The following is a 12,452-nucleotide window of genomic DNA, read 5'->3' on the forward strand; positions in this document are numbered from 1 at the left end:
GTAACTGAATGAGGTGACAAGATAATCAATGTACAGCTCAAATATTTGTTTATTTTTATTCATGGCTCTACTTTAGCGGTTTTCGAAATGAAAGTTTAGTGATAATGCGTAACATCAGTTAGATAATACAATTAATGGCTTTCCGCGCCATTCTGGACGAAAAACTTGTTCTGCACTGCAATAGAAAGAATTTGCATCGACCAGCGCATACATTAATTTTTTTCCGTTAATAGATGACTAGGGCGGTGACATCGAATTGAGCGAATCACCACACCTTCAATAGTGAACTGATCATGCTGGCTGATTTGCACATCTTGAAACTGTTTGTTAGCCGAAAGTAATAAGCGATTTTGTGTGTCTAATATTTTACAGATAAATTCACCATTAAAATTTGCGACAATAACATCACGGTTTTTAACTTGTAGTTGTCTATCGACAATTAAAATATCGCCATTAAATATTCCAACCCCCTGCATGGAATGACCATCGGCTTTGCCGATAAAGGTGGCGCTAGGGTGCTCAATTAATAATGCATCAAGGCTTAATGGCAGTTGTAGGTAATCGCTGGCTGGGCTTTCAAAGCCGGTAATACCAGCACTGGCTGTTATCGGGATAATTTTCATACAAACCACTGTTTAAGTATACAGTTTAATTATAAGTGTAAAGCGATTTAAAGCAATATTAATCTGTACTATATTGCGCTGCTTATTATGCGATTAAATTAGCGTAACGAGCGTTTTATTGTCAGGCAATAAAAATTTGCCTTCGGCTTGCGGTGAGTCGCTCGATGAGTATAATCCTTGCAGCATCTTATACCCAAACCACCTTAATACACTTTTTTGCTGAAGTGATTAAATCAGTTTTTCTCTAAGCGCTATCTTAGTTAAAAATTGGAGATAGATATCAATGAACAAGTCCCTTTTTCTGACTGCTTTTAAAACCACTCTCCCAGTATTATTTGGCTACCTTCCTTTAGGGATGGCGTTTGGAATATTGTTTAATGAACTCGGTTTTCATTGGGGGTATGCGGCACTCATGTCGACGCTTATCTACGCAGGCGCAGGGCAGTTTATGGCCGTTGGATTGTTGGCTAGCCATGCTGGTTTAGTGGAAGTGGCTATCACTACGTTATTATTAAACTCTCGGCATTTGTTTTATGGGATTTCCTTGATTGATAAGTTTAATGCCTGCTGGTGGCGCAAGTTTTATTTGATCTTTGGATTAACCGACGAAACTTATTCATTGCTTACGGGCACTAGTGCGCCTAAAGATAAAAAGGAGATCGACTTTTATCTATTGATCACGGTATTGAATCATAGCTATTGGGTGATCGGATCGATACTGGGTGCCATTCTTGGGGCTAATTTAAGCGTTAATACCACGGGGCTTGAATTCACGCTTCCAGCGCTGTTTATGGTGTTGGCTATTGAGCAGTACAAAGTGGTCCGAGAATCGCGGCCTTTTGTGATGGCAACAATTGTCGGTTTGATGTCTATCTGGTTATTTAGTCGTGACAATATGCTGCTGATGTCTATTCTGCTTTCTATTATTCTGCTATTGCTGTCGCGTGGTAAAACAAAATTACCTAAGTTGCCTGCAGAAGGAGTCGCTTAGATGCAAAATAGTGCTTATCTTTTATTATTTATCGCCGTGATGGCCGTTGCCACTTTTATAACGCGGGCTCTGCCTTTTGTAGTGCTGTATAAAATCAGTGACCACCCGCTGCTGCGCTATCTGGGACGCTATTTGCCGCCGACAATGATGGTACTTTTGCTGCTTTACTGTTTTCGCGATCTACGTTTTAGCGCGTTAAGTGATGGCCCGATAGAACTACTTGCACTGACATTGGTGGTCGTCTTGCATCTTTGGCGAGGTAATGCGCTGCTTAGCATTATGGCGGGAACTGGACTTTATATGTATCTCGCTCAGTAGTACTAAGCAAACATAAGTTTATGCGCTTTAGGATGAGTTGATCTGGCACTCACTTGGGTATAAATCAATGTACTTGTGTATAGTGAAAATTTATAATGCGCGCCTGATAATCATTAACCATAAGAAGCCAAATTATGAGCTCTAGTTCCTTACTTGAAGATCTAATGCAAGCGTTGCAATGTCTACCTAGCGTTGGTCCTAAATCGGCACAGCGTATGGTTTATCATCTTTTAGATAAAAATCGTCAAGGCGCATTAACATTAAGCCGCCTGCTTGAGCGCGGGGTGAATGAGATAGGTCATTGTCAGCAATGCCGGACTTTTACTGAAGATGATTTGTGTTCTATTTGTAAAAATGAAAAACGTAATGGCAGTGGTATGATCTGCGTTGTGGAGATGCCCGTTGATGTATTGGCGATTGAACAGACGGCGCTTTTTTCCGGCACCTATTTTGTATTAATGGGGCATCTTTCTCCGCTTGACGGTGTTGGGCCTGCGCAATTGGGCTTACCGCTACTTGAACAGCAGATAAGCTCAGGTAATATTAGTGAAATTATCTTGGCGACAAACCCGACGGTAGAAGGGGAAGCAACGGCTTATTATATTGCCTCCATGGCTAAAAAACATGCGATTCAAGTGACCCGTATTGCGCATGGCGTACCCGTTGGTGGCGAGTTGGAATATGTTGATAGTACAACGCTGTCGCACTCATTTTCCGGACGATCGAAGATTTAATAGATAAGCAGCTATAAAAAGGGACGTTAAAACGTCCCTTTTTATTTTAGACTCAATGGTAAGGTTACCGTGGCTTCTTATTATTGGTTGTAAACTTCACGGTTTTCTTATTGGTGTTGCTTAAGGGGTTGCCACTGCCCAAGGAGATCGGTTTCTTCCCACCTTTTTTTGCTTTGGTTTGTGTATCACCTTGTTTAACACTGGCACTTTTCTTAAATTGTGCGGTACCAGTAAAACGAGTAACCGCTGCTTGCGCAGGCTTATTATTGGTTGAAAATTTAGCTTGGCTGATAATTCCTTGCGCTTCATTGCGTGATTCAGGCGGCACTAAATAATTTTCTCCTTTACCAATCAATTTGCGTGCTAGCCCCAATTTCTTTAATGTTTCACGAATTAATGGCCAGTTTTCAGGCACATGATAGCGCAAGATTGCTTTGTGAATTTTACGCTGACGTCCTCCTTTTGCGGTAAACACCTCTTCACTATCTTTAGATATCTTATGCAGTGGATTTTTCTCTGTATGGTACATGGTGGTTGCATTGGCAAGTGGTGAAGGATAGAAATTCTGCACTTGATCGAGCTTAAAGTTATTACTTTTTAGCCATAAAGCGAGGTTAACCATATCCAGATCGGTTGTGCCCGGATGTGCTGAAATAAAGTAAGGGATCAGATACTGTTTTTTACCCGCGGCCTTTGAGTATTGCTCAAACATATTTTTAAAGGTTTCATAACTGCTCATGGTCGGCTTCATCATTTTATCTAATGGGCCTTTTTCAGTGTGCTCTGGGGCGATTTTTAGATAACCGCCAACATGGTGTTCAACCAGCTCTTTGACGTAACGAGGATCTTCCACTGCAAGGTCATAACGGACGCCTGAGGCGATTAATACTTTTTTAATACCCGATAGTTTACGTGCACGGCGATAGAGGTTGATCGTGTGCTCATGGTCGGTATTCATATGATGGCAGATATCTGGGAATACGCAGCTAAGGCGGCGACAGGTTTGCTCCGCTTTCGGGCTTTTACATTTGAGGCGGTACATATTGGCCGTTGGGCCACCCAAATCAGAAATTACCCCTGTAAAACCAGGCACGGTGTCGCGAATAGTTTCTATCTCTTTAATAATAGAGTCTTCTGAACGACTTTGTATTACCCGTCCTTCATGTTCTGTTATTGAGCAGAAAGTGCAGCCCCCGAAACAGCCGCGCATAATATTAATGGAGAAACGGATCATGTCGTAAGCGGGTATTTTAGCCTCACCGTAAGCGGGATGCGGGATGCGCTGATAAGGTAACGCAAATACGCTATCTATCTCTTCGGTGGTCAGCGGGTAGGCCGGTGGATTTATCCACACCAGACGTTCGCCGTGATATTGTGCTAAAGCGCGCGCGCAACCTGGGTTGGTTTCTTGGTGCATGATACGCGAAGCGTGTGCATAAAGGATTTTATCCTGACTGACCTTTTCATAACTGGGCAATTGGATATAAGTTTTTTCCCAAGGATTCTTCTTGGCGGGACGATACTGCTCCGGCTGAATAGTAATAACTTGAGTTGGGTCTTCATTTAATGACTGATCTGCTAATTTTTGCGTTGCGCAGGCGACGTTAATATCGGCATAAGGGTTAATAATAGGATCTATTTTTCCGAGCTGATCGACTTTACGTGAATCAATCCCCTGCCAATTTGGTAATGCTTGTTTACATAAAATGGCTGTGCCGCGAATGTCCTGCATCTGTGCAACGGGCTCACCCTGAGAAATACGGTAAGCGACTTCTAATAGCGGGCGTTCTGCATTGCCATATAAGAGAATATCGGCTTTAGCATCGAGAATAACCGCACGGCGTACTTTGTCTGACCAGTAATCATAATGAGCTATACGGCGTAAACTCGCTTCAATACCGCCAATCACAACCGGAACGCTTTTATAGGCTTCTTTACAACGTTGGGTATAAACGAGTACGGCGCGATCCGGACGTTTGCCACCTTCATCGTTTGGCGTGTAGGCATCATCATGGCGAAGACGGCGTTCAGCAGTGTAGCGATTGATCATTGAGTCCATATTACCGGCAGAAACACCAAAAAACAGATTGGGTTTGCCGAGTGCCATAAAGGCATCTTTACTCAGCCAGTCTGGTTGAGCAATAATGCCGACCCGATAACCTTGTGCTTCAAGTGTACGACCAATAATTGCCATACCAAAACTAGGATGATCAACATAGGCATCTCCGACCACTAAGATAATATCGCAACTATCCCAGCCGAGTTTTTTCATCTCTTTGCGTGACATAGGCAAAAACGGCGCTGCTTTTTCAGACCTTGCTTGGAATTTGGGATAGGAGAAAAGGGGTCTTTCAGCTTGTAGTAAATCAACACTCATTATTTTTGCCTAACTTGCTTTATATGGAGTAACGTGAGCCGGATTCTAGCATAACTGTTGATTATTCTTAACCGCGAAGTTTATGTGGATTTATGGCGTTACTAACTGTTTGAAGTTAAGCGAGTAACTAACGATAGCTTAACTTCAAACTGGCTTTTATTCTGAAACTAAAAGTGGATCGGCCAATTTTCCGATTAATTGGCCACTTTCAACTTTGACGTTATTGAGCATGACATCGATAATATCGCCAAGTTGTAACTCGGTTTGTTCTGCGATCATGACTTTACCTTGTTCGCTATTACAGTTGATCAATTTTGCATCTTTGCTGTCTTTGCAAAGTAGGCTAGCTGGAATAAAGAAAGTAGCCCCATTTTCTTGTATTCTGACGCGTAGGCCTGCTTTGATAATATCAAATATTTCCGCTTTATAACGCCATTGCGATTGTTCCTGACCTTTCAGGTACTGGCTGTACAAGAGGTTATTTACATCGCGTTCAGCCAGACGCTGTAACTTACGTTTTTCACTAAGCAAGATGCCGATATCTTGATCAATCTCGATATTATTTTCGTTTAATAAAATGGACTTTATTAAACGATGATTGAGTAGATCACCATATTTTCGGATTGGCGAAGTCCAAGTAGCATAATGCGCGACGCCAACGGTGAAGTGCGCTTCAGGGGTGGTTTTTGTATCCGCATAAGTAAGTAGCTTGCGTAGTCGATGATCCAGATAAGCATTATGCAAGGCACTGGTTTGTTGGCGTATCTTGGTATAACCCTGAAGTGTCGCTAAAGATTCGACATCTGTTTCGATAGCGAATTCAGCGAGTAACGCCTGCGCTTTTTGTAAACGGTCAGAAGCAAAACCTGAATGGGTATTAAATATCCCTTGTCGTTTATGTTTTGCTAAAAAATTACCCGCACATATGTTGGCAGCGATCATCGATTCTTCAACTAGTCGGTTGGCACTGCGTCTAGGTTCACATAATATTTCATAAACTTCACCTCTATTATTAAGCTTTAAGGTGTAATCAGGTTGGCTTTTAAAAACAACATTATTATCACTGCGCCACTGTAGCCGTTTTAGTGTGGCGCTATTTAATATTTGCAACTGTTCAGCGAGTTGGCGGTTAGGTTTCCATATATCGTCAGTCGATTCTTCATTTTCAAGGTAGTTGGAAACATCGCTGTAGTTAAGGCGATAATGGGATTTGATCCATGCCGCGTAAAACAGTGGTTCGCCTTCAATTTTGCCATCGTGATTAATTTGTAGTGTGCAGCATAATGTTACTCGCTTCTCTCCCTCTTTTAATGAACAAAGACTATCGCTTAAATCGCGCGGTAGCATAGGGACGTTAAAATTCGGTAGGTAAAGGGTAAAAGCGCGGCGTTTGGCTTCTCTGTCCATTTCACTGTTTTCAGGCACATAGGCAGACGGATCGGAAATGGCGATGGTTAACTCCCAGCCATGATCTCTTTCTTCGATATAAAGGGCATCATCCATATCCTGTGTATTGGCGCCATCAATGGTGAAAAAAGGCAATTTAGTTAAATCGCTACGTTCAAGCTGCGGATCGAGTACTTGCCAAGGATGATCAAATTCAGGTGCTTTATCGGGTAAATTATGGGTGGCAACAGTGATTTGTCGGTATGCAAAGGGGTCATTCGCATCCGCTATTTTTTCAATGACTTGGGCCAAGAAGCCCTTGCCTTCTAGTGCATGACTTAATAATTTAACTTTTACCCAGTCACCATCTTGATATCCCTGTGCGGCTAATGCTTGCCCCCCCTTGATTTTAAAGAAAGCTTTTAGTAGCGGGTTATTAGGCTGTATTGAGATCCGCTGTGGTTGGATAGATAAACGTGCCACAAAGAGATCCGTTGCTGTTTTCTTTAACTGCTTAGGCTCAGCTGTCGATTTGTCGCCATTCTCGCGGATAATCGCACTTATGGAGTCTCCATGCAGGACTTTTTTCATCTCATTGGGTGGAATAAAGAAACGTTTACCTTTATCTGTTTCTAAAAAGCCATAACCGCGCTCGGTCGCTTTTACAATACCTTGACGTTTAGGGGTGTTTTCCTGAATTTTTTCTTTTAATTGACTTAGCAATGGATTGTTTTGAAACATAAAATAAAACCTTAAAATGAATACACTGCTCAAACGATTAAAGAATGGCGAGAAGGGGTACAAATATAATGGGGATTGCGGTGTAATAAAAGGGGCAATTCACTAAAAGGGGTAAATTTAAAATAAAGTGTAAAAAGTGCTTGGCTTTTTAGGTTAATTTCCTTATTATACGCCCCGTTACGGAGGGGTGGCAGAGCGGCTGAATGCACTGGTCTTGAAAACCAGCGACGGTTTACCCCGTCCGAGAGTTCAAATCTCTCCTCCTCCGCCACATTTAAAAACCCACTGCTTGCAGTGGGTTTTTTCGTTATAGCAGTTTTAATTTTATAGCGTTGCTTTATCACTATAGAACTTTCTCTTTTTCCTCTTTCAAAAAATATCCTCTTTATATCGACTTTCTCCCATAAAAATACGCTCTTTTCATTTTTTCAAACAAAAAAAGAGGAATCATTATTAATATCCTGAAGTTAATATTGTGTAGCTCAAGGAAGCTCAGCGTCGTAATCGGCGGCTATTAATTGCTGAGTTAACGCAGAAATGTATGGAAATAATTGGATTGTGTCGATTTTTTATCCCTCTCTGAGGTTTGTTACTCTAATAATAAAAGCAATAACATAGCTAACAGCTATTTTAACAAGCTGAAGGCATAAGAAATTATTAGATTGAGTTTAAACTTCATCGTGTAACGAGATAGTGCAAGGGGGGGAGTATAAACCTAGAAAGCTAAAGGGGTTTCAATATACCCAAACCGTATGGGTATATTGACATTGATCATCAATCTGCATTGAAACGTCGTAGTTTAGATAGCACATCTATTAGCAACGTAATACCAACGTGCTCTTCGTTTAATGATTTCCCTTGCCAGTCAATGCTTTCTATCTGACCGTCATTTGAAAACCGTGTGATCTTATCGCGTTCATAAATAACATATTTGTTTAAATCACCGGAAAGTATATAGGGGCGGTCTGTTTCATCAAATAAACTCTGACCACTGCTAAATTGATTGGCAGGCGATTGACTACCCAGTAATTCCTTCATTAAAGTTGGGACAATATCAAGATGGCTGGTCAAGCGTACTATCTGCTGTGGTTCTTTTCCTGGCCATAAAATAATTAAGGGTACATGCGCATTATTAATGGTCGCTTCTATCGTCGATTTCTTTATAAAAGACGCACCATGTGTACCGGTAATCAATACGATTGTATTCTTTAATTGCTGTTTACGTTTTAATGTAGTGATCACTTTCTTAATGTGATTATCTGTATTGAGGACTTGCTGTTGATAGTCTACGAGTATCTCTTCTCGTGCCGACAAGCTTAATGTCGCATCATTTTCGGCATTCGATTGTTGAGCCTTTTCATAATGTAAAAAACTAAACCATTTTGTGGCGCTGTTTTGTTTCGCCAGCCATTTCTGCCATTTTTCGGTGATAGTTTGGTTGTTATTTATGCTCGCGTAATTTTGCAACTCGTCACTACTTAGCTGACTAAAACTACTTTGTAAAAACTCTGGATGTAGAAATCCGATGCTTGAAAAAAGACCAAATTGATAACCTAGCTCTGCTAGTCGAGAGATCAAAACAGGAGGGATATAGTTAAGCGTTATCTCTGACCAATAACGATTGGGGAGTGCGTAAAATAGGCTGAATAACCCTTGGGAACGATTACTTGCACCACTAAAATGGTTGTTATAAGTTAACCCTTGCTGACTGACCTGATATAAAAACGGCATGTTTTTTTCGTTAAGCATATCAGCACGTAATGAATCAACGGTTATCAATAAAATGTTTTTAGTCGTTATTCCCTGTTGCTGTGGTGAATATATTAACGTGCTAGCAGGGTAACGCAGCTGGTTTGCTGTGTTCGCGCTTTGTTGACTGATACGACGAGCAAATTTATCGTCATTTAACCACCCCTGTTTTTTTAAGAAACTGCGGGCGGTCATTGGATATGAAAGCGGGTAGATGGATTTTTGCTGTGTAATCGGTCGATATTGTGTTGCATCAGCCCATATAAAGGTTAAATGGGTGAGAATAAAGGCTGTAAATAGAAAAATAGCGATCGGTTTACCTATCGCTTTAGCTTGTAGGACGCGGCATTTCTTCCAAACAAAAAACGAGATAATCAATTCAAGGGTAAAAATAATGGGAATCGAAATATAGTGTAAGTTAATGGAATAAATCTGTTCAACTTGTTCTGGGCGTTGTAAAAACTGCCAGATTAAAGGATTAAGATGAAAATTGTAAATTTTGAATATTTGCGTATCAAGGATCAGAAAGGTAATGGCTGCGGTGCTGATCAGTATTGCACAAAGACGGTAGAGCCGGTGGAAGGGAATAATGAATGCCAGCGGGAATAAAACTACGGCAAAAACCATCGCACTTAAAAAACTAAAATGACCGATTAAACTAACAAATTGATAGGCGATACCGAGAAGTGTGTCGGGTAATCCTGCATATTTGATATAACGCAGACTGATCAATGAAACGAGAAGCATATTAAAAAAAGTAAACCAATGCCCCCAGCTGATTAAACGGGAGACATTATCGTGAAATTTATGACCAGTTTCAACCATATGATCTATTTATCTTTTGAGTTAATCGAAGCGGTAAAGGCTTTTATAAATTTTTCGCTCAGCACTGCGCGTTTGTCCTTTGGGACATTGCCATTGATAATATGGGTGAGGGTATTACCGAGAATCATTAAACTTAAATCGACAGACACGTCATTTTTGTGCAACACGGCAAGGACTTCATTAAGGATATCTTCAATTTTTTGGCTCGAATATTTAGATATAATTGGCATAGGGAATTTATTAACTCTAATAAAAAAAGAAAGCATATAATAACATACCATTAAAAAAGTTGACCTAGTTTTTGTTTTTATTCGTTAAATCTATTTTTTTGGCAGTGTGCTTACTATTATTGGTTCTTTCGATGTGTATACCCATGATAACTCAAAGAGCTTTATCAGAACTCAGCTCGGAGATCAGAATAAGGCGTAATGGTTACTCACTTATCGAATACGCTAACGCAATGCGGCTTTTCGAGCAGAGCTTCGTAGGGCAAGTCAAATTGTACTCATCTACGCTGTTATAAAACCTCAATGTAGGACCACGACCCTTCAATTTTATGCCTCCTATCTAAGCATAATTTGCCTTGCTGATTTTGCTCCTTAAAGTAACATGGGTATATAATTCAAAATAGAGTATTCACTCTCTCTTTTCTCAATATGGTGCGACCACTATGAAGATTTCCGCTAATAATATTATTCTACACTCATTAAATTACAGCCCTGAAGGGGTGCTCCAGTGTAAAATGCGCGAGGGCGAGTTGCCTATCTCACCGTCAATAGAACAATTTTTAATGGAGCTGCATCGTACTTATCAAAGCAAAACCAATAAAGCTTTTGCCGCCTTTGCCCCTGAAACTGAAAAAACACAGCTATTTCAGCGTGCTTTGCAAAAAGAAGTTGCTGGGGAGTTAGATTTTGTCAGTTTTTCTCAACAGGCCGCGAATTTTTTGGTTGATGAACTGCAAAAGCATGATTTTGCAGAACAGGGGATTTTGTTAATCAGCAAATATAGCTGGACTGCAAGTGATTATCTTTTAATCGCGCTACTACAAAATAATGAATCCATCAGTGTTAATGATAATCTCGAATTACAGGTGAGCCAGCATATTGAAACCAGCAAGATTCAACTGGTCGCGCGCATTGATTTAACACTGTTGGCAAGAGATCCTCAATCAAACCGGTATATCTCCTTTATCAAAGGGCGAGTCGGGCGCAAAGTGGCTGACTTTTTCTTGGATTTCATGGGGGCACAAGAGGGGTTTGATGCAAAAGTACAAAACCAAGTACTGATGAAAGCGGTTGATGACTTTTGTGAAAAAGAGGCGCTACCTGTCGCTAAAAAACAGGAGGTGCGTGAAGTTGCATTTCAATATTGTAAAGATCAATTGAAACAGGGAGATGATATTGATCTTTCAAATTTATCTGAACAAATGCAAGACGCACCAAAATTAGACGGCAGCTTTTATGATTTTGTTAGCGAAGATTATCAATTGGAGACGAAGTTCCCTGCTGATCGTAGTGTGGTCAGAAAACTGACTAAGTATGTAGGGCAGGGCGGCGGTGTGAGTATTAGTTTTGATCAAAAGCACCTTGGTGAACGTATTCAATATGATGCTGATAGTGACACTTTAACGATTCAAGGGATTCCCCCGAATTTGCGTGAGCAGTTAAAACGTGATGCTAATTCATCAGCAGAGACTAAAGATGAAAAAGATGAAGATTTGCAACGTCCGCCTTTTTAGCTATAACCTACGCTATTGCCGCTACGTTTGTTAATATGATGGTCAATGAAGAGATTGACGACCAATAAAAAGATGAGGTTATAATGAAATTATTTGTACGCGACTTAACCGTGATTGATGCCTCTTATTTAGATGCAACACGCGGCTTTGTCGGTGAGAGTTACCAAGTTGATATTGTTTTGCAAGGATCGCTTAATGAGCAATCAATGATCCTAGATTTTTCATCAGTAAAAAAACAAATTAAAGCTATTATAGATACTGAAGTTGATCATAAATTATTGGTTCCCCACGCCAGTGAAAATTGCAGTGTCGTATTTGATTCACAACGTACGCAAGTGAATTTTAAATTGGCGGATAATTCTGTTATTCAATTAAAATGCCCCAATGAAGCTTACTGTTTATTAGAAAGCGAAACGATTAGTGCTGCCTTATTAGAGACCTACCTTGAACAGGTGATTCTGTTACAACTCCCAGATAATATTCTGGATTTAGAAGTCAAACTGCGTAATGAGAAGATTGATACTCCTTATTACCATTACACCCATGGTTTGAAAAAACATAATGGTAATTGTCAACGCATTGCGCATGGACACCGTTCTAAAATCGATATCTTTATTGATGATATTTACAATAAAGCACTGGTCAAAGATTGGGCAAACCGTTGGCATGATATCTATCTTGCTAGTCGTGACGATGTTGTTGATAAATCGGATTTATCATTTATCGTGATAAAAAATGAGATGGATAAATTGTGTACCGCTTACCACGCACCACAAGGTTATTTTGAGCTGTTAATGCCTGCTCATAAGGCTGAAGTTTTACCGCGAGATACTACCGTAGAAGAGCTGGCAAATTTTATTTGTGAGCAGATTAAAGCACGCATGGGCGATAAGAAAGTAACCGTTTATGCTTATGAAGGCATTGGCAAAGGCGCAATTGCAGAGCTATAAATTTTCAGGAGAAATAA

At 40.4% G+C, this 12,452-nt stretch carries 10 protein-coding genes, 1 tRNA gene and 1 pseudogene; 6 read left to right on the forward strand and 6 right to left on the reverse strand.

Translation table 11 applies throughout. The features are described from left to right. Positions 1-117 precede the first annotated feature (117 nt). Positions 118-213, reverse strand: a pseudogene (locus tag KSO91_RS08625) (Y-family DNA polymerase); the annotation flags it as partial. Continuing rightward, entirely contained in the window at positions 213-623 is a 411-nt protein-coding gene (locus KSO91_RS08630; protein ID WP_238742553.1) for a LexA family protein, read from the reverse strand. The gene KSO91_RS08630 and the pseudogene KSO91_RS08625, both read right to left, overlap by 1 nt. A 283-nt stretch (positions 624-906) precedes the next feature. Between KSO91_RS08630 and KSO91_RS08635 the strand changes: the two genes are divergently transcribed. The 3 genes from KSO91_RS08635 to recR all read left to right on the forward strand — a co-directional run bounded on the left by KSO91_RS08635 (position 907) and on the right by recR (position 2,666). Continuing rightward, complete coding sequence (locus tag KSO91_RS08635) at positions 907-1,614, forward strand: AzlC family ABC transporter permease (RefSeq protein ID WP_238742554.1); 708 nt, start codon at positions 907-909, stop codon at positions 1,612-1,614. Further along, complete coding sequence (locus KSO91_RS08640; protein WP_238742555.1) at positions 1,615-1,932, forward strand: branched-chain amino acid transporter permease; 318 nt, start codon at positions 1,615-1,617, stop codon at positions 1,930-1,932. A 134-nt stretch (positions 1,933-2,066) separates the two neighbouring features. After that, the gene (gene recR / locus KSO91_RS08645; RefSeq protein ID WP_238742556.1) at positions 2,067-2,666 is read left to right on the forward strand and encodes a recombination mediator RecR; all 600 of its coding nucleotides are present in this window, start codon (positions 2,067-2,069) and stop codon (positions 2,664-2,666) included. A 64-nt stretch (positions 2,667-2,730) separates the two neighbouring features. On the opposite strand, the gene KSO91_RS08650 is transcribed toward recR, so the two are convergent. Both KSO91_RS08650 and KSO91_RS08655 read right to left on the reverse strand, forming a co-directional pair. After that, entirely contained in the window at positions 2,731-5,043 is a 2,313-nt protein-coding gene (locus KSO91_RS08650; protein ID WP_238742557.1) for a YgiQ family radical SAM protein, read from the reverse strand. Between the two features lie 156 nt (positions 5,044-5,199). Beyond that, on the reverse strand, positions 5,200-7,170 hold the full coding sequence (locus KSO91_RS08655; protein ID WP_238742558.1) for an exoribonuclease II: 1,971 nt from the start codon (positions 7,168-7,170) through the stop codon (positions 5,200-5,202). A gap of 181 nt (positions 7,171-7,351) precedes the next feature. Here KSO91_RS08655 and KSO91_RS08660 point away from each other — a divergent pair. Continuing rightward, positions 7,352-7,441 (forward strand) — tRNA-Ser (locus tag KSO91_RS08660). A 503-nt stretch (positions 7,442-7,944) separates the two neighbouring features. Here KSO91_RS08660 and KSO91_RS08665 read toward each other — a convergent pair. Both KSO91_RS08665 and KSO91_RS08670 read right to left on the reverse strand, forming a co-directional pair. Continuing rightward, positions 7,945-9,744, reverse strand: a complete 1,800-nt coding sequence (locus KSO91_RS08665; protein ID WP_238742559.1) for a DUF3413 domain-containing protein — start codon at positions 9,742-9,744, stop codon at positions 7,945-7,947. Positions 9,745-9,749: 5 nt separating this feature from the next. Continuing rightward, on the reverse strand, positions 9,750-9,974 hold the full coding sequence (locus tag KSO91_RS08670; RefSeq protein WP_238742560.1) for a YejL family protein: 225 nt from the start codon (positions 9,972-9,974) through the stop codon (positions 9,750-9,752). A gap of 440 nt (positions 9,975-10,414) precedes the next feature. Between KSO91_RS08670 and yejK the strand changes: the two genes are divergently transcribed. Continuing rightward, positions 10,415-11,485, forward strand: a complete 1,071-nt coding sequence (gene yejK / locus KSO91_RS08675) for a nucleoid-associated protein YejK (RefSeq protein ID WP_238742561.1) — start codon at positions 10,415-10,417, stop codon at positions 11,483-11,485. A gap of 83 nt (positions 11,486-11,568) precedes the next feature. Beyond that, positions 11,569-12,435, forward strand: a complete 867-nt coding sequence (locus KSO91_RS08680; RefSeq protein ID WP_238742562.1) for a 6-carboxytetrahydropterin synthase — start codon at positions 11,569-11,571, stop codon at positions 12,433-12,435. Positions 12,436-12,452: the final 17 nt, after the last annotated feature.

Source organism: Psychromonas antarctica (assembly GCF_022267535.1).
In the GTDB taxonomy this organism is placed as follows: domain Bacteria; phylum Pseudomonadota; class Gammaproteobacteria; order Enterobacterales; family Psychromonadaceae; genus Psychromonas; species Psychromonas antarctica.

Excerpts from the sequence above, each read along its gene's own strand:
- KSO91_RS08630 (WP_238742553.1), bottom strand. The coding sequence starts at position 623 with ATGAAAATTATCCCGATAACAGCCAGTGCTGGTATTACCGGCTTTGAA.
- KSO91_RS08635 (WP_238742554.1), top strand. The coding sequence starts at position 907 with ATGAACAAGTCCCTTTTTCTGACTGCTTTTAAAACCACTCTCCCAGTA.
- KSO91_RS08640 (WP_238742555.1), top strand. The coding sequence starts at position 1,615 with ATGCAAAATAGTGCTTATCTTTTATTATTTATCGCCGTGATGGCCGTT.
- recR (WP_238742556.1), top strand. The coding sequence starts at position 2,067 with ATGAGCTCTAGTTCCTTACTTGAAGATCTAATGCAAGCGTTGCAATGT.
- KSO91_RS08650 (WP_238742557.1), bottom strand. The coding sequence starts at position 5,043 with ATGAGTGTTGATTTACTACAAGCTGAAAGACCCCTTTTCTCCTATCCC.
- KSO91_RS08655 (WP_238742558.1), bottom strand. The coding sequence starts at position 7,170 with ATGTTTCAAAACAATCCATTGCTAAGTCAATTAAAAGAAAAAATTCAG.
- KSO91_RS08665 (WP_238742559.1), bottom strand. The coding sequence starts at position 9,744 with ATGGTTGAAACTGGTCATAAATTTCACGATAATGTCTCCCGTTTAATC.
- KSO91_RS08670 (WP_238742560.1), bottom strand. The coding sequence starts at position 9,974 with ATGCCAATTATATCTAAATATTCGAGCCAAAAAATTGAAGATATCCTT.
- yejK (WP_238742561.1), top strand. The coding sequence starts at position 10,415 with ATGAAGATTTCCGCTAATAATATTATTCTACACTCATTAAATTACAGC.
- KSO91_RS08680 (WP_238742562.1), top strand. The coding sequence starts at position 11,569 with ATGAAATTATTTGTACGCGACTTAACCGTGATTGATGCCTCTTATTTA.